16 protein-coding genes are annotated in these 18,031 nt (G+C 66.1%); 9 read left to right on the top strand and 7 right to left on the bottom strand.

The features are described 5' to 3' along the window. The first annotated feature begins 17 nt into the window (after positions 1 to 17). The 3 genes from ACXAJT_RS10610 to ACXAJT_RS10600 are packed head-to-tail and all read left to right on the top strand — an operon-like array spanning position 18 to position 3,504. Positions 18 to 974, top strand: a complete 957-nt coding sequence (locus tag ACXAJT_RS10610; RefSeq protein WP_475235108.1) for an ABC transporter permease — start codon at positions 18 to 20, stop codon at positions 972 to 974. Beyond that, positions 974 to 1,834, top strand: a complete 861-nt coding sequence (locus ACXAJT_RS10605) for an ABC transporter permease (protein ID WP_475235106.1) — start codon at positions 974 to 976, stop codon at positions 1,832 to 1,834. The genes ACXAJT_RS10610 and ACXAJT_RS10605 overlap by 1 nt, the downstream gene beginning before the upstream one ends. Then, positions 1,834 to 3,504 carry an ABC transporter ATP-binding protein gene (locus tag ACXAJT_RS10600; RefSeq protein ID WP_475235103.1) on the top strand — a complete coding sequence of 557 codons (1,671 nt, stop codon included), beginning with the start codon at positions 1,834 to 1,836 and terminating at the stop codon, positions 3,502 to 3,504. Before ACXAJT_RS10605 ends, ACXAJT_RS10600 begins: the two co-directional genes overlap by 1 nt. Positions 3,505 to 3,562: 58 nt before the next feature. Here ACXAJT_RS10600 and ACXAJT_RS10595 read toward each other — a convergent pair whose 3' ends face one another. Beyond that, positions 3,563 to 4,057, bottom strand: a complete 495-nt coding sequence (locus ACXAJT_RS10595) for an Lrp/AsnC family transcriptional regulator (RefSeq protein WP_475235101.1) — start codon at positions 4,055 to 4,057, stop codon at positions 3,563 to 3,565. Between the two features lie 343 nt (positions 4,058 to 4,400). Between ACXAJT_RS10595 and ACXAJT_RS10590 the strand changes: the two genes are divergently transcribed. After that, on the top strand, positions 4,401 to 5,447 hold the full coding sequence (locus tag ACXAJT_RS10590) for a tartrate dehydrogenase (protein ID WP_475235100.1): 1,047 nt from the start codon (positions 4,401 to 4,403) through the stop codon (positions 5,445 to 5,447). 1 nt (position 5,448) lies between these two features. Further along, entirely contained in the window at positions 5,449 to 6,921 is a 1,473-nt protein-coding gene (locus tag ACXAJT_RS10585) for an NAD-dependent succinate-semialdehyde dehydrogenase (RefSeq protein ID WP_475235098.1), read from the top strand. A gap of 315 nt (positions 6,922 to 7,236) precedes the next feature. On the opposite strand, the gene ACXAJT_RS10580 is transcribed toward ACXAJT_RS10585, so the two are convergent. Genes ACXAJT_RS10580 through ACXAJT_RS10560 form a run of 5 tightly spaced genes read right to left on the bottom strand, consistent with a single transcriptional unit; the run spans position 7,237 to position 12,920 of the window. Then, on the bottom strand, positions 7,237 to 8,172 hold the full coding sequence (locus tag ACXAJT_RS10580; protein WP_475235096.1) for an ABC transporter substrate-binding protein: 936 nt from the start codon (positions 8,170 to 8,172) through the stop codon (positions 7,237 to 7,239). 46 nt (positions 8,173 to 8,218) lie between these two features. Further along, positions 8,219 to 9,223 (bottom strand): ABC transporter permease, encoded by a 1,005-nt coding sequence (locus ACXAJT_RS10575; RefSeq protein ID WP_475235094.1) that lies wholly within the window; start codon positions 9,221 to 9,223, stop codon positions 8,219 to 8,221. Then, positions 9,220 to 10,725 carry a sugar ABC transporter ATP-binding protein gene (locus ACXAJT_RS10570; RefSeq protein ID WP_475235092.1) on the bottom strand — a complete coding sequence of 502 codons (1,506 nt, stop codon included), beginning with the start codon at positions 10,723 to 10,725 and terminating at the stop codon, positions 9,220 to 9,222. Before ACXAJT_RS10570 ends, ACXAJT_RS10575 begins: the two co-directional genes overlap by 4 nt. Then, positions 10,718 to 11,845, bottom strand: coding sequence for a Gfo/Idh/MocA family protein (locus tag ACXAJT_RS10565; RefSeq protein WP_475235091.1), 1,128 nt, complete (start codon positions 11,843 to 11,845; stop codon positions 10,718 to 10,720). The genes ACXAJT_RS10570 and ACXAJT_RS10565 overlap by 8 nt, the downstream gene beginning before the upstream one ends. Before the next feature lie 16 nt (positions 11,846 to 11,861). Next, positions 11,862 to 12,920, bottom strand: a complete 1,059-nt coding sequence (locus ACXAJT_RS10560; protein WP_475235089.1) for a sugar phosphate isomerase/epimerase family protein — start codon at positions 12,918 to 12,920, stop codon at positions 11,862 to 11,864. Between the two features lie 122 nt (positions 12,921 to 13,042). Between ACXAJT_RS10560 and ACXAJT_RS10555 the strand changes: the two genes are divergently transcribed. The 3 genes from ACXAJT_RS10555 (at position 13,043) to ACXAJT_RS10545 (ending at position 15,725) form a co-directional block, all read left to right on the top strand. Beyond that, the gene (locus tag ACXAJT_RS10555; RefSeq protein ID WP_475235087.1) at positions 13,043 to 14,056 is read left to right on the top strand and encodes a LacI family DNA-binding transcriptional regulator; all 1,014 of its coding nucleotides are present in this window, start codon (positions 13,043 to 13,045) and stop codon (positions 14,054 to 14,056) included. Between the two features lie 464 nt (positions 14,057 to 14,520). Continuing rightward, complete coding sequence (locus ACXAJT_RS10550; protein ID WP_475235084.1) at positions 14,521 to 14,679, top strand: hypothetical protein; 159 nt, start codon at positions 14,521 to 14,523, stop codon at positions 14,677 to 14,679. Between the two features lie 53 nt (positions 14,680 to 14,732). Beyond that, positions 14,733 to 15,725, top strand: coding sequence for a Gfo/Idh/MocA family protein (locus tag ACXAJT_RS10545; protein WP_475235082.1), 993 nt, complete (start codon positions 14,733 to 14,735; stop codon positions 15,723 to 15,725). An 81-nt stretch (positions 15,726 to 15,806) separates the two neighbouring features. Here the strand turns inward: ACXAJT_RS10545 and ACXAJT_RS10540 are convergent, their stop codons facing one another. Further along, positions 15,807 to 16,814: a LacI family DNA-binding transcriptional regulator gene (locus ACXAJT_RS10540; protein ID WP_475235080.1), complete on the bottom strand. Its 1,008-nt coding sequence runs from the start codon at positions 16,812 to 16,814 to the stop codon at positions 15,807 to 15,809. A 133-nt stretch (positions 16,815 to 16,947) separates the two neighbouring features. Between ACXAJT_RS10540 and ACXAJT_RS10535 the strand changes: the two genes are divergently transcribed. Further along, positions 16,948 to 18,030 carry an ABC transporter ATP-binding protein gene (locus ACXAJT_RS10535; RefSeq protein ID WP_475235078.1) on the top strand — a complete coding sequence of 361 codons (1,083 nt, stop codon included), beginning with the start codon at positions 16,948 to 16,950 and terminating at the stop codon, positions 18,028 to 18,030. Position 18,031: the final 1 nt, after the last annotated feature.

Below are 18,031 nucleotides of genomic sequence, written 5' to 3'. Positions count from 1 at the left end.
AACTCCGAGGTGCGAACTTGCGACACGCGCTCAAGCCCTGGTTCCTGGTCCTGCAAAGGCTCGGTATCGCCTTTCTGACCCTGATCATCGTCTCCTTCGCCGTCTTCTTCGCCACCGAACTTCTGCCCGGCGACGTGGCCGAGGTGCTGCTCGGACAGGCCGCGACCCCCGAGGCGGTGGCCGCCCTGCGCGAGTCCATGGGGCTTGATCAGCCGGCGCTGAGCCGCTTTCTGGGCTGGCTCTTCGGACTTGCCGGCGGCGATCTGGGTACCTCTTACGTCAACAACATGTCGGTCGCCGAGCTGATCTCCGGGCGTCTGGCCAACTCGCTGCAACTGGCCGGCATCGTCACGCTGGTGTCGGTGCCCGTGGCGCTGGCGCTGGGGATCTCTGCCGCCATGTGGCGCGGCTCGCTGTTCGACCGCGCGGTGTCGGTGCTGACGATCTCGGTGATCTCGGTGCCCGAGTTCATGGTCGCCACGCTGGCCGTGCTGATCTTCGCGGTCTGGCTCGACTGGCTGCCGGCGCTCAGCTTCGGCGCCGATGCCGAGGGCTTCTGGGCGATGCTGCGCGCCTATGCCATGCCGGTGATCACCCTGTCGTTCGTGGTCTGCGCGCAGATGATCCGCATGACCCGCGCCGCGGTGATCGAGACGATCAACACCCCCTATGTCGAGATGGCTCTGCTCAAGGGCGCATCGCGGTCGCGCATGGTGCTGCGCCACGCCCTGCCCAACGCGCTCGGCCCGATCGCCAACGCCGTGGCGCTGTCGCTGTCGTACCTCGTGGGCGGGGTGATCATCGTCGAGACGATCTTCAACTACCCCGGGGTGGCCAAGCTCATGGTCGACGCGGTCTCGACCCGCGACCTGCCGCTGATCCAGTCCTGCGCGATGATCTTCTGCGTCAGCTACCTGTCGCTGATCACCCTCGCCGTCATGGTCGCCATCCTTTCCAACCCGAGGCTTCGCTGATGACGACACGCACTTCCTTGCTCACCGCGCTGCCGACCCCGCGCAAGCTGGGCTATCGGTTCAACCTCACCGGACAGATCGGCCTGGCGATCATCCTGTTTTGGGCACTCGTCGCCATCTTCGGGCCGATGCTGGCGCCCTACCCGCCGGGCGAGATCGTTGACTGGGACTACTTCGGGCCGATGACCCCGGAGTACTGGCTGGGCACCGACTACCTCGGACGCGACATCTTCAGCCGCATCCTGATGGGCGCGCGCTACACGGTCGGCATCTCGCTGGCGGCGGTGACCATCGCCTGCGCCGGCGGCGTGATCCTCGGCATGATCGCCGCGGTGGCCGGCGGCTGGTTCGACATGGTGCTGTCGCGGCTGCTCGACGCGTTCAACGGCATCCCCTCGCTGCTGTTCGGCCTCGTCACCGTGGCCGCCGTCGGCTCGTCGATCCCGGTGCTGGTGCTGACCCTCGCGGCGATCTACCTGCCCGGCGCCTACCGGTTCGCCCGCGCACTGGCGGTCAACATCAACACGATGGATTTTGTCACTGTCGCCCGCGCCCGCGGCGAACGCACGCCCTATCTCATCCTGCGCGAGATCTTCCCCAACATTCTCGGCCCGGTGCTGGCCGACCTCGGTGTGCGCTTCGTGTTCATCGTGCTGGTGCTCTCGGGCCTGTCCTTCCTCGGCCTCGGCGTGCAGCCGCCGAATGCCGACTGGGGCGCGCTGGTGCGCGAGAACATCGAAGGCCTGAGCTTTGGCGCGCCTGCCGTGCTGTTCCCATCGGTAGCCATCGCCACGCTGACCATCTCGGTGAACCTGTTCATCGACAACCTGCCCACCAAGATCCGCGACAGGAGCGAATGATGACCCAGACACAGCCCCGCGTCAGCGTCCGCAACCTTAAGATCGGCGCCGTCACCGACTCCGGCCGCAGCGTCGAGATCATCAAGGGCGTCTCTTTCGACATCGCCCCCGGCGAGATCGTCGCGCTGATCGGCGAGAGCGGCTCGGGCAAGACCACCATCGCGCTGTCGCTGATGGCCCACACAAGGCCCGGCTGCTCGATCCGCGGCGGCGAGATCCGCCTTGGAGATGCCGAGATCACCGGCATGACCGAGCGTCAGCGCGCCGCGCTGCGCGGTACGCAGGTGGCCTATGTGCCGCAATCGGCGGCGGCGGCGTTCAACCCGTCCAAGCGGATCATGGAGCAGGTGATCGAGATCACCGCCATCCACAAGCTGATGCCGCGCGAGGCCGCCGAGACAAAAGCGGTCGAACTGTTCCGCGCGCTGGCCCTTCCCAACCCCGACAGCATCGGCGATCGCTACCCGCACCAAGTGTCGGGCGGCCAGCTGCAGCGGCTGTCGGCGGCGATGGCGCTGATCGGCGATCCCGAACTGGTGATCTTCGACGAGCCCACGACGGCACTCGACGTGACGACGCAGATCGAGGTGCTACGCGCCTTCAAATCGGTGATGCAGCAAAACGCCATCTCCGGGGTCTACGTCAGCCACGATCTTGCGGTGGTGGCGCAGGTCGCTGACCGGGTGATCGTGCTCAAGGGCGGCGAGGTGCAGGAGATCGGCGAGACCGAACAGATCCTCCACGCCCCGCAGCACCCCTACACCAAAGACCTGCTCTCGGCCTTCGAGCCGGTCGGCCATGTCGCCAAGGCTGCCGCCGAGGCGCGCAAGGACAACACGCCGATCCTCGAGGTCAGCCACCTGCACGCCGGCTACGGCGACATGGTCCGCGGCGAGCCAGCGGTGAAGATCCTCAAGGACGTCAGCTTCAAGATCGAGCGCGGGCGCAACCTCGGGGTGATCGGCGAAAGCGGCTCGGGCAAATCCACACTGGCGCGCGCCGTGGCTGGGATTCTGCCGCCTTTCAAGGGCGACGTGCTGATCGACGGGCACGAGATGCGCCCCGGCCTCAAGGCGCGGTCGAAGGACGAGCTGCGCCGCGCGCAGATCGTTTTCCAGCTGGCCGACACCGCGCTCAACCCGGCGCATTCCGTGGGTGCGATCCTCGCCCGACCGCTGACCTTCTACCACGGGCTCAAGGGGGCCGCGCGCGAGCGCAGAGTGATCGAACTGCTCGACATGGTGCACCTGCCGGCCAACCTGCGCCACCGTCTGCCGGGCGAGCTGTCAGGCGGGCAGAAACAGCGGGTGAACTTCGCCCGCGCCCTCGCCGCCGAGCCCGAACTGATCCTCTGCGACGAGATCACCTCGGCGCTCGACACCGTGGTGGCCGCCGCGATCATCGACCTGCTGAAGGAATTGCAGAGCGAGCTTGACCTGAGCTACATGTTCATCAGCCACGACCTGTCGACCGTCGAGGCGATCTGCGACGACGTGCTGGTCATGTACAAAGGCGAGATCGTCGAGGCGCTGCCCGCAGCCGACATGTCGCGGCTGGCCCAGCACCCCTACTCGAAGCTGCTGATCTCTTCGATCCCGCAGCTCGACACCGGCTGGCTGTCGTCGCTGGAGCAGGATCCGGACCTGGTCGCACAATTCGCGCTGCGCTGAAGGCGCCGGTCCCCGGCGGCGCCCCGCGCTCCCCGGAACCAGCGTGGCGCGTGCCCCCTCACACCTTGTCTTCGAACAGGCGTGTGAGGGGGATTTGTGTTTTTGAAAACGGCGTCTTCATCACCACGAAGCTGAAGTATTTGTCGACACCGACCTCGCGATCGATCAGCCCCTCGATGATCGTCTGGTAATCCGAGATCGAGGCGGTGATGAACTTCGCAAGATAGTCGTAGCCGCCCGACACAAGATGACATTCGACGCAGCTGTCGACCTTCTCGAGCGCTTCTTGAAAGCGCGCGAAGTCGATCTGGCGGTGGTTCTTCAGGGTGAACTCGGTGAACACGGTCAGCGTGTCGCCCAGTTTGGCCAGGTCGATCTGCGCGCTGTAGCCGGTGATATATCCCGCCTGCTGCAGTTTTTTCACCCGCATCAGGCAGGGCGATGGCGACAAGTTCACCAGATCGGCCAACTCGACATTCGTCGTGCGCCCGTTGCGCTGGAGTTCGGAAAGGATCTTGAGGTCGATCCGATCGAGCTTGTAACTGCCGCTCATGGTGAATTCCCTTAGGCCCCGGGGCTTGTCCCCTCTTATCGCCGCAACGTCTGACAGGTGGGGCGTATACCACCTGAAATGTGCGCGCTTGTCCATATTTGCCGCGCCGCTCTTGCGCAATCACCGGGTGCCGCAAAGACCCGCCAAATTGTGCAAACCTGCCCGGTTCAAACGAAACGGGGCTTCACCACGCTTTGCCTATACCACAGAGCGCCGCGAAATCTTCTGCCTGCCGGGACGAGGGCAGGAGTGGAATGTGCTGCGTCTCTGGCGCTTTCGGCAGCTTTTTCCGCGCCGTGCAGGCAATATCTGAAGCAACGCTACAAACGTCGAGGAGACCGAAATGACCAGCCACAAGATCGCCCTGATCCCCGGAGACGGGATTGGCGTCGACGTGACCGATGCCACGATGCGCGTGCTGACGGCCGCCGGAAAGACATTCGGCTTCGGCCTCGAGACCGAAAGCTTCCCCTGGTCGTGCGAATACTACGTCGAACACGGCAGCATGATGCCCGAGGACGGGATCGAGACGCTGCGCGGGTTCGACGCCATCTACCTCGGTGCGGTCGGTTGGCCGGCCACGGTGCCGGACTCGGTGTCGCTGCACGGGCTGCTGCTGCCGATCCGCAAGGCGTTCAACCAATACGCCAATATCCGCCCGCACCGGCTGCTTTCGGGCGTCGAGGGGCCGCTGAAGGCCGAAGGCTTCGACATTCTGTGCATCCGCGAGAACACCGAAGGCGAATACTCCGGTGCCGGTGGCCGCGTCCATGAGGGCAAGGACAACGAGGTTGCGGTCGAGACCTCCGTGTTCACGCGCGCCGGGGTCGAGCGCATCCTGCGCTTCGGCTTTGAGCAGGCACGCAGCCGCCGCAAGCACCTGACCTCGGTGACCAAATCCAACGCGCAGAAATACTCGATGGTGTTCTGGGACGAGGTCACCCGCGAGCTGGCCGCCGAATACCCCGATGTCACCGTCAGCCACATGCACATCGACGCGATGGCCGCCAAGATGGTGATGGCACCGCAGGATCTTGATGTGGTGGTCGCCTCGAACCTCTTCGGCGACATTCTGACGGACCTCGGCGCCGCCATTCAAGGCGGGCTGGGCTTTGCAGCCTCGGCGAACATCAACCCCGACCGCAGCGCGCCGTCGATGTTCGAGCCGGTGCATGGCTCGGCGCCGGATATCGCGGGCAAGAACATCGCCAACCCGATCGCCGCCATCTGGTCCGGCGCGCAGATGCTCGAGCATCTGGGCGAGACCGAGGCCTCTGCCGCCGTTCTAGGCGCCATCGAGGCGGCCACGGCCAAGGGCATCGGCATCCGCCCCGGCCTGAACACCACCGACGAGATCACCGCGGCCGTCATCGCCGCTCTGGAGGCCTGATATGACCCTGCACGCTGCATTCGCCGCCGACATCCGCGAAAGCCTGAGCGATCCCGACCTCTTCCGCGAGGCCGCGCTGATCGACGGGCAGTGGATCGACCGGGCCGACATGGAGGTCTCCAACCCGGCCACCGGCGGCACCCTCGGCCATATGCCCGATTGCACTGCCGCCGAGACCACCCAAGCCATCTCTGCTGCCGAGCAGGCGATGACCGCATGGAAGAAGAAGACCCACGCCGAGCGCGCTGATCTGCTGATGGCATGGTATGACCTGATGCTCGCGCACGCCGACGATCTGGCACTGATCCTCACCGCCGAGCAGGGCAAGCCGCTGGCCGAAGCCAAGGGCGAGATCATCTACGGTGCCTCCTTCATGCGCTGGTTTGCCGAGGAAGCGCGGCGGATCAACGGCCACATCATTCCCTCGCCGGTACCCGGCAAGAAGATCTTTGCGATGAAAGAGCCGGTGGGGGTCTGCGCGATCATCACGCCGTGGAACTTCCCCAACGCGATGATCACCCGCAAGGTCGCGCCCGGCCTCGCGGCGGGCTGCACCATGGTGATCAAACCCTCGGACTTCACCCCCTATTCGGCGCTGGCGCTCTGCGTTCTGGCCGAGCGGGCGGGCATTCCGAAGGGCGTGCTGAACGTGCTCACCGGCCGCCCCGAGGAGATCGGTGCGACGCTCACCGCCTCGCCGGTGGTGCGCAAGCTCAGCTTCACCGGCTCGACCCGCGTGGGTGCACTGCTCGCCGAGCAATGCGCGCCGACGCTGAAGAAGATGTCGCTGGAACTGGGCGGCAACGCGCCCTTCATCGTCTTCGACGATGCCGATCTTGATGCGGCGGTCGAAGGCGCCATGGCCAGCAAGTTCCGCAACGGCGGGCAGACCTGCGTCTGCGCCAACCGCATCCTCGTGCAGTCCGGCATTCACGACCGTTTCGTCGCGGCGCTGGCGGCAAAGGTCGACGCGCTGAAGGTGGCGCCGGGCACTGAAGAGGGGGCGATGATCGGCCCGATGATCAACGCCGCCGCGATCACCAAGATCAGCGCCCACGTCGCAGACGCGCTGTCCAAAGGCGCCGCCCGCGCCACCGCACCGCGCGATCTGCCCGAACAGTTCGCCGATCCGGTGGTCCTGACCGGCGCGACGCCGGAGATGCAGCTGGCGAGCGAGGAAACCTTCGGCCCGGTCGCCCCGATCTTCAAGTTCGAGACCGAAGAAGAGGCGTTGGAGATGGCCAACGGCACGCCCTTCGGGCTGGCTGCCTATTTCTACACCACCGACATGGCGCGCGCTTTCCGCTTCGGCGAGGCGCTGGAGGCGGGGCTGGTGGGGCTCAACACTGGCGCGGTGAGCCACGCCGAAGCCCCCTTCGGCGGCGTGAAAGCCTCGGGTCTCGGGCGCGAAGGTGCGCAGGAAGGCATCGAGGAATACCTCGAAACCAAGGCCTTCCACTTCGGCGGGCTGTGATCTGAGCCGCTTGGCGGGCGCCCCTTACCCGGGCCTGAAGCGCCGGTTCGAACCTTCGGACCGGCGCTCTGCCATGCGCGCGGGGCGAAACGCGCTCTTCTTGGCCCACGTCCGCGGCGCGTGAGGCAAGCCTCTTGCGTGCCGGATCTGCACAAGACGTGGCGGGTACCCAATGGGCTGAGTACCGGTTTCATGTGATGTGTCGGGGCCTGTCCCGCTCAGCGCCCGCACAAGAGAAGCCGAGCGGCGGGGCCTGAAGGGGCGCTTGCGCGATGCTAAAGGCGCGCGGCAATTGCCGCGCGCCAAGAGTTTCGATCAGTAGGGGCTGTCTTCGAAATAGAAGTCATCCGCGTTTTCCGGCGTGATCAGCTCGGACGCGATGATGAACTCGCCGCTCATCGGCGCCGCGCCGGTCACGCCGACCGCGGTCATCTCGATCGCGGTGGAGATCATCGCAGGCGGATAGGTCACGTTCACCGGCACCGCTTCATCGCCGTTGCGGATGCGGTCGACCATCTCTTTCATGCCCGCACCACCCACGACGAACATCTCGCCGCTGCGCCCGGCCTGTTCGATCGCCGCCAGCGCGCCCACGGCCATGTCGTCGTCGGCGGCCCAGACCGCGTCGATCTCGGGGAAGCGCGACAGCCAGTCCTGCATCAGCGTGAAGGCGGTGTCGCGGTTCCAGTTGCCGTGATCCATCGCCAGCACCTCGATGCCCGAGCCGTCGATCGCAGCCTCAAAGCCCGCCACCCGCTCGTTGTCGACGGTCGAGGGAATGCCGCGCATCGCCACAACCTTGGCGCCCTCGTCGAGCGTTTCGGCGAAATACTCGCCGGCGGTGCGGCCAAAGCTGTCGTTGTCACCGGCGACATAGAGCGTCTCGATGCCCTCCACAGCCAGCCCGCGGTCGACCACGGTGACCCAGGTGCCGCTTTCGGCGATGCGCTGGATCGGACCGGTCAGCGGCTCGGACTCGAAGGGCAGCACGACCAGCGCATCGATGCCGCGCGTGGCCACCATGTCTTCGAGGTCGGAAACCTGCGTCGCCGAGTCCGGCGTGGTGGCCAGCACGAAGTCATGGTCGGGGTAGACCTCTTCCAGCCGCTCGATGGTGCGCTCGGCGTGGTAGTTCAGCGCGCCGGCCCAGCCATGGGTCGCCGCCGGGATCGAGACGCCAATGGTCTCGGCCTGCGCGGTTCCCGCAAGGGCGCCGACGAGCGCGGTGGTTGCGATCAGGAATTTCGTCATCTGGTAGTTCCTCCCAAAGAAAGACGACATGGATGCCGGTGGTGGCTCAGCGCTCGGAACCTCCCTTGCGCTGCAGCACCACGGCAAGGATGATCACGGCCCCCTGAATGGCTCCGTTGAGGTAGGGGCTCACGAAATCGGTGAGATTGAGAATGTTGCCGATCAGGCTGAGGATCAGCACGCCGACGACGGTGCCCCAGACCCGACCGAAGCCGCCCTTGAGCAGCGTGCCGCCGATGATCACCGCGGCAATCGCCTCAAGCTCCCACAAAAGGCCGGTCGAGGCCGAAGCCGAACCGAGGCGCGGCACGTACATCACCACCGCGAAACCGACCAGCAGGCCAAGCAGCGCATAGGTCGCCAGCCGCACCTTCAGCACCGAGATCGACGAGTAGCGTGCGACCTTCTCGTTCGAGCCGATGGCGGCGCAATGGCGGCCAAAGGCGGTGTGGCGCATGACGATCTCGCCCAGCACCGCGACCACCACGAATGCGATGATCGGCCAGCTGATCCCGGCGATGCCGCCATAGTAGACCGGACGGTAAAGCTCGCGCATCTCGAAGCCGAGGCTCAGCGTGCCACCATCGGCCAGCCAGGTGATCAACGAGCGATAGATGCCCATGGTCCCGAGCGTGACGATGAACGCCTCGATCCCGACGCGGGTGATCAGGATGCCGTTGATGAACCCGGCCACCAGTCCGGCGACCAGCGCCAGCGCGACGCCAGCCAAGATCACCGGCAGCGTCACCCCCATGCTTTCGGTCAGCCCGTTCATCGTCAGGATCATCAGTCCGGCGACGAAGGCGGCCATCGATCCGACCGACAGGTCGAGCCCCCCGGCGGTGATGACGAAGGTCATGCCCACCGCGATGATGCCGATGAAAGCCGAGCGCGCCAGCACGTTGGTGATGTTGGCATAGCTCAGGAAGTTCGAATTCAGCGCCATGCCGATCAGCACGAGCGCGATCAGGGCGAGGATCGGGCCGATCACCTGAAGGTTGATCCCGCGGCCCCGGCCCGCTGTGGTTTTCTGTGTCGTGGCCATGGTCATGCAGCCGCCTCTCCGTTGCTCTCCCCAAGGCCCATCGCCAGACGGACGATGGCCCCCTCGTTCACCTCGTCTCCCTCGAGCCCGCCGACGATGCGTCCGGCGTGCATCACCAGCACTCGCGAGGCGAGGCCGATCAGTTCGGGCATCTCCGAAGAGATCACGATGATCGCATGCCCTGCGGCGGCCAGTTCAGAGATAAGCGTGTAGATCTGCTGCTTGGTGCCGATGTCGATGCCGCGCGTCGGCTCGTCGATCAGAATGACCTGAGGATCGCTCAGCAACGTCTTGGCCAAAAGCAGTTTTTGCTGGTTGCCACCAGACAGGTTGCCGACCGGCATCTCGCGGTCCGGCGCGCGGATCGCGAAGTCCTCGATCGCCTTGTCCAACGCCGCCTCCTCGGCCTTGCGGTCGATCAGCACGCCGCCGAAGCGGTGCAGAAGTGGCAGCGTCAGGTTCTCGCGCAGCCCCTTTTCCAGCAGCAGCCCGGCCCCCTTGCGGTCCTCGGTGAGGTAGACGAGCCCGCGTTCCATCGCGGTCTTCACCTGCCCCTCCGGCAGCGTCTCGCCCATCAGCCGCACCTCGCCGCTGCGCGGGCGCAGCCCGGCGATGGCCTCGGCCAGCTCGGTACGGCCCGCGCCGACCAGCCCGCCAATGCCCAGCACCTCGCCGCGGCGCAGTGTCAGGCTGGCATTCTCGATAAGCCCGGGGACCGAAAGCCCCTCGACCTCAAGCATCACCTCGTCCTGCGGGATCGCCTTGGCGGGATAAAGGTCCGACAGCTCACGGCCAACCATCGCGGCAGCCATCTCGTCTTCGCTGATCTCTGACACTTTCGCCGAGCGCACCATCGCCCCATCGCGCAGCACGCTGACGCGGTCGCAAATGCGTTTCACCTCTGAAAGCTTGTGCGAGGTGTAAAGGATCGCCACGCCTTGTTCGCGCAGCCGCTCGATCTGCCGAAACAAGATCTCGCAATCGCGCTCGGTCAGCACGGCGGTCGGCTCATCCATGATCAGCACCCGCAGGTCGCGCGACAGCGCCTTGGCAATCTCGACCATCTGCTTCGAGGGCACCGAGATCTGCGAGACCTGCGCCGACGGGTCGATATTGCACTCGAGCTGCGCCAGCAGTTCGGCGGTGCGGTCCCGCATCGCCGTGTGATCAAGCCGCCAGCCGCGCTTGATCTCACGCCCGAGAAAGACGTTCTGATCGACGCCCAGATGTTCGGCGAGGTTGAACTCTTGGTGGATCATCACGATCCCCCGCGCCTCGGCCGCGTCGGATCCGTCGAAGCGCACCGGCTGACCCTGCCAGCGGATCTCGCCGCCGGTTGCATCGATGTAGCCGCCGAGGATCTTCATCGTCGTCGACTTGCCCGCGCCATTCTCGCCGATCAGCGCGTGGATTTCGCCCGGACGCAGCTCAAAGTCGACGCCGTGCAGCACTTCGATCGGGCCGAAGGACTTGTTGACCCCGTTCAGTGAGAGGATCGGGTCAGCCATCGCTCAACTCCACCCACGCACTGTCGGCGCGGTCCGAGCGGATGCAGGCGTCGATGAACTCGAGCCCTTCGACGCCGTCGCGGATGCCGGGCAGCAGGGTCGGCAGGGTCTCGCCCGCCTGATGCGCACGGATTGCCTCGGCCGCCTCTGCGTAGATGTTGGCAAACCCCTCAAGATAGCCTTCGGGGTGGCCCGGCGGCACGCGGCTGCCAGCCATGGTCTGCGCGCCGCGGCGCAGCTTCTGCGCTGGCTCGCCGAGCGGTGTGAACCACAGCGTTTCAGGCACTTCATGCGCCCATTCGATCCCGGCCTTCTCGCCGTAGATGCGCAGCTTCAGCCCGTTTTCGGTGCCCGGCGCGACCTGGCTGCACCAGAGCGTGCCCTTCGCGCCAGAGGCGTAGCGCATCATCACGTGCGCGTTGTCGTCCACAGCACGTCCCGGCACGAAGCTGGCAAGGTCCGCCGCCAGCCGTTCGGGGGCCATACCGCTGACGAAGCGCGCCAGTTGGAAGGCATGCGTGCCGATGTCGCCGATCGCGCCGCCTGCCCCGGCCTTCGCCGGGTCGGCGCGCCACGTGGCCTGCTTGCTGTCGCTGGGTTCGGCCAGCCAGTCCTGCGCGTATTCCACCTGCACCAGCCGGATCGGGCCCAGATCACCGCGCGCCACCATCTCGCGCGCCAGCCGCAGCTGCGGATAGGCCGAGTAATTGTGGGTCAGCACGAAGAGCGCATTGGACGCCTCGGCGATCTTTGCAAGTTCGCGCGCATCCGCCAGCGTCGAGGTCATCGGCTTGTCGCAGATCACGTGGATGCCGGCCTCGAGGAACGCCTTGGCCGCCGGGAAGTGCACGTGGTTGGGCGTGCAGATCGAGACCGCCTCGATGCCATCGGGACGCGCGGCTTCGTCGCGTGCCATGACCGCGAAATCGTCGTAGGTGCGCTCGGGCATGATGCCGATCTCGGCGGCGCTTTCGGCGTTGCGCTCGGGCGTGGTCGACAGCGCACCGGCGATCAGCGCGAAGCGATTGTCGAGCCTTGCTGCGATGCGGTGCACGTTGCCGATCATCGCGCCCTTGCCGCCGCCGACCATCCCGAGCCGGATGGGGGTGTGAGTGGTCATGTCAGTCTCCCGGATCTCAGGTGCCCAGCCCCAGCATACGCCGGTTGGCCGCATCGTCGGTTCCCGCCGCCGCGAAATCGTCGAAGGCGCGCTCGGTGACGCGGATGATGTTGTCCTTGACGAACTGCGCACCCTCGCGCGCGCCATCCTCGGGGTGTTTCAGCGCGCATTCCCATTCGACAACCGCCCAGCCGTCAAAATCCATCGCGGCGAGCTTGGCGAAGATCGCCTTGAAATCCACCTGCCCGTCGCCGGGGCTGCGGAAGCGACCGGCGCGATCGACCCAGCTCTGGAAGCCACCGTAGACCCCCTGCCGTCCGCTCGGGCGGAACTCGGCGTCCTTGACGTGGAACATGCCGATGCGCTCGGCATAGATGTCGAGGTTCGCCAGATAGTCGAGTTGCTGCAAAATGTAGTGGCTGGGATCGTAGAGCATCATCGCCGCCGGGTGCTGGTCGACCCGATCGAGGAACATCTCGAAGCTGGCACCATCGTGCAGATCTTCGCCCGGGTGGATCTCGTAGCAGATCTTCACACCCTTCTCGGCGGCATGGTCGAGGATCGGACGCCAGCGCGCCGCCAGCTCATCGAAGGCCGCCTCGACCAGACCCGCCGGACGCTGCGGCCACGGGTAGAGATAGGGCCATGCCAGAGCCCCGGAAAAGGCGGCCATTCGGTCGATCCCGAGGTTCGCCGAGGCATCGATGGTCTTGATCACCTGATCCACCGCCCAGGCCTGCCGGGCTTTGGGGTTGCCGCGCACGCTCTCTGGCGCGAAGCCGTCGAAAGCGTCGTCATAGGCCGGGTGCACCGCGACCAGCTGGCCTTGGATGTGGGCCGAAAGCTCGGTGATCTCGACGCCATTCTGCGCCGCCGTGCCGCGCAGCGTGTCGCAGTAATCCTTCGAGGCGGCGGCCTGATCGAGATCCATCAGGCAGGCCTCGCCGGTCGGCACCTGCACGCCGCGATAGCCGCAGGAGGCAGCCCAGCCAGTGATGCCGTCGAAACTGTCGAACGGCGCATCCGCACCAACGAATTGCGCAAGGAACAGGCCGGGGCCTTTCAGTGTCCGCATGGATCCTCCCAAATAGCCGATCATAAATGTAATCGGTTTCATTATTCCTGACATAGGGTGAAAAGGTTTTCAACATGAGTCTTTCCCCCTATCGTGCAGACCTCGTAACAGGAGGCCAGCCTTTGAAAGATCCCGCGACCGCGCCCCGGATCCATGATGTCGCGAAACTTGCCGGGGTTTCCGTCGCCACCGTCAGCCGGGTGCTGTCGAATCCCTCCATCGTGTCCGAGCGCACCCGCAAGGCGGTGGAGAAAGCGGTCGAAGACACTGGCTACACGGTGAACCTGATGGCGCGGAACCTGCGCCAGCAACAGGTCGGCGCCGTGCTGGCGCTGGTGCCCAATCTGGCCAACCCGTTCTTTTCTGAAATCCTCGCCGGGATTTCCGAAGCCCTGCGCGCCGAGGGGCTGAGCCTGCTGGTGCTCGACACCCGCCAGACCGATCCCGGATCGGCCAGCCGTGGCCTGCGGGCCTATCTCAACCGCTCCCGCGCCGATGGGGTGATCGTTCTCGACGGCAGCCTAGACAAATCGCTCTTCGAGCACGCCGCCTGCCCGCCGGTGGTGCAGGCCTGCGAATGGATCGACGGGCTGCCCGGACCGCGGGTGCTCGCCGACAACCAGACCGGGGCACGGATGGCGGTCGAGCACCTTCTGGAGCTTGGACATCGGCGCATCCTGCATCTGACCGGCCCCGCCGAGAACACGCTGTCGATGTCGCGCGCCGCGGGCGTGGCGCAGGCCCTCGCGGCCGCTGGCCTGCCGCCCGTCCCGCGCATGGAAGGCGCCTTCACCCTGCGCTCCGGCCATGCCGCCAGCGCCGAGGTCTTGTCCCTGCCAGAGCGTCCGACCGCGATCTTCTGCGACAATGACGAAATGGCGATCGGCCTGATGGCCGGGCTGCGCGCGGCGCATGTACGGACCCCCGAAGACATCTCGGTGGTCGGCTTCGACAACATCGAGATGTCGGCCTACGCCAGCGTACCTCTGACCACCATCCGCCAGAAACGCGCGCATCTCGGTCGCCGCGCCGCCGAGGTTCTTCTGGCGCAGCGCGGCGGGGCCGCGCCGGAAGAACAGCTCACGCTGCCGGTCGAACTGGTGATCCGCGAAAGCACGGCCCCCGTCCGCGGGTGAAGATCCGCGCGTTGGGAACAAGCTATGTGGCTCATCGCTCCCGGACGGCCTGCGATGAGCCACAAATTCCGATCCCGATGTCTGGACCCACGCGGAAGGTGGCCCCACTCACTTCTTCAGAGCCAGACGCAGCCACGTACGGTCAGAGTTGACCGGCACCAAAGCCCCGCGGCAGCGCGCGGCAGGCGCGCAGGCTGAGCGCCATGGAGGTCCGCAAGCTGCCCGAAAAGAACGCGACGCGGGCCTGCACCGGCTGACCTTCGAGCGGGGCCCGGGCAGGGTCCCAGATATTGAAATCACCCTGCGGCGGCCTTTTCCGGCTAAAGTCGAGACCTTGCGGGGACCGTCGCTGTCAATCGGCAGCAGCACGTTGAGGCGCTGCTCGGTCAGGTCTTTGCCAGCAACCGAGGACAGCGAACGAGCCGGTTTGGCCTGAGCCGACGACGATCGGGTCATAGTGGCTGTTGGACATTGCCCCCATTGGACGAGAGAAAGCGCGCCGCAGCTTCATGGCCGAGCAGATCGGCGTATCGCTGCACGACGACATCCTGCCGACCTCGAACACGCCGCTCTGCCTTGCCCCGTTCTGGCTGCGCTCTAACATGTTGCTGGCAGTCGACTGACCATAATGCCCGCTCCCGGCCACGGGGGCGGGCTCCGCATTTCCGGAGGACCGATGACCGAGCAATGCAGATGGGGCATCATGGCCACAGGCCTGATCGCCGAAACCTTCGTCAAAGACCTCCTGATCGCCGGCCTTCCGATCGCCGCGGTGGGCTCGCGCTCTGCCGAGAAAGCACGGGCCTTCGCCGCCGAGCACGGCATTCCTGTGGCCCATGGCAGCTACGAGGCGCTGGTCGCCGACCCCTCGGTCGACGTGATCTACGTCGCCACCCCGCACCCCTATCACCTCGACGGCGCGCGGCTGGCGCTGGAGGCCGGCAAGCACGTGCTGATCGAGAAGCCCTTCGCGATGAACGCCCGCGAGGCGCGCGAGATCGTCGCACTGGCCGAGGCGCGCGGGCTTTTCGTTATGGAGGCGATGTGGACCCGCTTCCTGCCGCATATGCTGCGCCTGCGCGAGATCATCGCCGAGGGCACCTTGGGCGAGATCCTCTCGCTCCGGGCCGACCATTCCCAAAGCCTCCCCGACGATCCCGAACACCGGCTCAACAAGCTGGAGCTTGGCGGCGGGTCGCTCCTCGATCTGGGGATCTACCCCGTGTCCTTTGCGTGGGACCTCCTCGGCGCGCCGTCGAAGGTGCAGGCCATCGCCCGGTTCAAATCCACCGGCGCCGACGGCGCGGTCGAGATTCTGATGCAGCATGGCGCAGACGCACTGGCGCAGCTGAGCTGTGCAAGCGACGTCAACGGGCCGAACTCCGCGACGATCATCGGGCGCAACGCCACGGTCGAGATCGACGCGATCTGGTACGCCCCTGCACGGATGCGCGTGCTATCGCGCGACGGCGAGGTGCTCGAAGAGTTCGAGCCCGACACCCAAGGCCGCGGCATGCAGTTCCAAGCCTTGGCGGTGCAGCAGGCCATCCAGAACGGGCACCTGTCCGATCCCCTGATGCCCCCTGCCGAGACGATCCACATCATGGAAACGATCGACCAGATCCGCGCCGGGATCGGCCTCACCTACGACGCGGACCACAAGGGCTAACCTTGGCGCCGCCTACCGCATCGAAGGCGGAGCGAACTGCTTTGATCGGGTAGCGCCGTCCTGCGTCAAAGCCCTAGGCAGTCAGGCGCTCTCACGCACCTCAAGCGCGTAAGGCGTCAGCACCGGCGCGGCGTCTTGCGCATAGCCCTCCAGCAGCACTGACACCGCCGCGCGGCCGATCTCGTCGGAAAAGGGCGCGACCGTGGTCAGCGAGGGCGAAAGCTGGCGGCTGATGTCATAGTCGCCCCATCCGGCGATGGCGATGTCACCGGGCACCGACAACCCGCGGCGCTGGCATTCAAAGACCGCGCCCGCCGCCACAACGTCGGTCGGGCAAAGCACCGCGTCGAGCCGCGCCTCCTGCGCCAGCAACTCGTCGAGGATCCGCGCGCCCGAGCCGAAGCCATCGGCGGCCCGGATCGTCAGCACCAGCTTGTCGGACAGGCCCGCCGCGAACATCTCCTGCCGGAACGCCGGCAGCCGCATGGCATAGCGTTGTCCGCCGCCGCCCGAAACCTGCACGAAGCCAATCCGCCGCCGCCCCTGCGCGATGAGATGCCGGGTGAGATCGCGACTCGCGGCACCGACGTCGTAACTGACGCCGCGCCCGATCGCCGCCTCGCCACCCCAGCTCTCGACCACCGGCGTGCCCGACCGTGCCAGCAACTGGCGCAGTTCGGGCGCATGCGGCGCGGCGACCAGAGCGATTCCCGCCACGCGCAGGCCAAGCAGCGTCTGCACCGCCTCAAGCTCTTCCTCCTCGCTCTCGGCGATCATGGTGATCAGCTTCAGCCCGTGGTCAGAGGCCGCCCGCCGCAGCCCGCTGGTATACATGTAGAACGACGAGTTGCGCATCGAGGGCAGCACGGCGCCGATCACCCGGCTGCGCCCGGCCGCCAGCAATCCTGCAGACATATTCGGCACATAGCCAAGCTCGGCTGCGACTTTCATCACCGTCGTGCGGGTCTTCTCGCGCACCCGGTCGGGGTAGCGAAAGCAGTTGGACACGGTCATCGGCGACACCCCGGCGGCGTCGGCAATGTCCTGCATCGTCAGCTTGTTGCGGGGAATGGATGGCCTGTCCGGCATGTGAACTCTCTTGTTTCGTAAAAAACTGCTCTGGTTTCACCGGATTGGCAAGATGTGCGCGATTGTCACGTTTTTGCTCTTTACAAAATTTTGTAGCGCTACAATCGTGGAGACAAATCCGACTGGAGTCCGCATGACCGACGCCCCCTCCGCCCTCAAGCTCTCGGCGATCCGCAAGACGTTCGGCTCGCTGATGGCCGTGGACAACCTCGACCTGGCCGTGGAACCCGGCGCGCTGGTCTCGCTGCTTGGCCCCTCGGGCTGCGGCAAGACCACGACGCTGCGCATGGTCGCGGGCTTTGAAAGCCCCGACAGCGGACAGATCACCATCGGCGGCGAGGATGTTACCCGGCAGGCGCCCAACAAGCGCGGCCTCGGCATGGTCTTCCAAAGCTATTCGCTGTTTCCGCATCGCACCGTGGCCGAGAACGTCGCCTTCGGCCTGCGCATGGCAGGAGCGTCGAAACAGACACAGGCGGACGAAGTTCGGCGCATGCTGGACATGGTTCACCTGACAGGCCGCGAGGAGATGTTCCCCTCCCAGCTCTCCGGCGGCCAGCAGCAACGCGTGGCGTTGGCCCGTGCCCTCGTGGTCAACCCACGCGTGCTGCTTTTGGATGAACCTCTGGGCGCGCTCGACAAGGCGCTGCGCGAGTCGATGCAGTTCGAGATCCGCGAGATGCAGCAGCGGCTGGAGATCACCGCGCTTCTGGTGACGCACGATCAGGAAGAGGCGATGTCGATGTCCGACCAGATCGCCGTGATGCACGGCGGGCGTATCCTGCAGCTTGGCGCGCCGAACGACATCTATGACCGCCCCGAGACCGCCTTTGTCGCCACCTTCCTCGGCACCTCTAACCTGTTCGAAGGGCAGGTGCAGGATGACCAGTTGATCACCGGCGCCGGCGCGCTGCCACTGCCGCAGCGCCCCGCCGACAGCACCGCCACGCTGTCAGTGCGGCCCGAGCGCGTTGTGCTTGGCGCCGAGGCCGCGGCGCTGCCGCAGGGGCTTCGCGGACGCATCACCGCCGCCAGCTTCCGCGGCGCCTATGCCGCCTATCACGTGACGCTCGAGGGGTCCGGGGTCGAAGTGACCGCCTACCGGCAGGCCGACACCGCGCTCGGCCAGACCAGTCTGGCCGTCGGCGCCGAGGTGCCGGTGGGCTGGCCGGTCGAGCATGGCGTCCTCGTCACCGGCCCCGCGCCGAAGGAGTAAG

This window comes from Salipiger sp. ABF4_146, assembly GCF_056161345.1.
This window is presented reverse-complemented; position numbering and strand designations above follow the sequence as displayed.

Coding starts and splice junctions, on each gene's coding strand:
- ACXAJT_RS10580 (WP_475235096.1), bottom strand. CDS start 8,172: ATGACGAAATTCCTGATCGCAACCACCGCGCTCGTCGGCGCCCTTGCG.
- ACXAJT_RS10540 (WP_475235080.1), bottom strand. CDS start 16,814: ATGCCGGACAGGCCATCCATTCCCCGCAACAAGCTGACGATGCAGGAC.
- ACXAJT_RS10560 (WP_475235089.1), bottom strand. CDS start 12,920: ATGCGGACACTGAAAGGCCCCGGCCTGTTCCTTGCGCAATTCGTTGGT.
- ACXAJT_RS10600 (WP_475235103.1), top strand. CDS start 1,834: ATGACCCAGACACAGCCCCGCGTCAGCGTCCGCAACCTTAAGATCGGC.
- ACXAJT_RS10570 (WP_475235092.1), bottom strand. CDS start 10,725: ATGGCTGACCCGATCCTCTCACTGAACGGGGTCAACAAGTCCTTCGGC.
- ACXAJT_RS10595 (WP_475235101.1), bottom strand. CDS start 4,057: ATGAGCGGCAGTTACAAGCTCGATCGGATCGACCTCAAGATCCTTTCC.
- ACXAJT_RS10590 (WP_475235100.1), top strand. CDS start 4,401: ATGACCAGCCACAAGATCGCCCTGATCCCCGGAGACGGGATTGGCGTC.
- ACXAJT_RS10585 (WP_475235098.1), top strand. CDS start 5,449: ATGACCCTGCACGCTGCATTCGCCGCCGACATCCGCGAAAGCCTGAGC.
- ACXAJT_RS10545 (WP_475235082.1), top strand. CDS start 14,733: ATGACCGAGCAATGCAGATGGGGCATCATGGCCACAGGCCTGATCGCC.
- ACXAJT_RS10605 (WP_475235106.1), top strand. CDS start 974: ATGACGACACGCACTTCCTTGCTCACCGCGCTGCCGACCCCGCGCAAG.
- ACXAJT_RS10565 (WP_475235091.1), bottom strand. CDS start 11,845: ATGACCACTCACACCCCCATCCGGCTCGGGATGGTCGGCGGCGGCAAG.
- ACXAJT_RS10575 (WP_475235094.1), bottom strand. CDS start 9,223: ATGACCATGGCCACGACACAGAAAACCACAGCGGGCCGGGGCCGCGGG.
- ACXAJT_RS10535 (WP_475235078.1), top strand. CDS start 16,948: ATGACCGACGCCCCCTCCGCCCTCAAGCTCTCGGCGATCCGCAAGACG.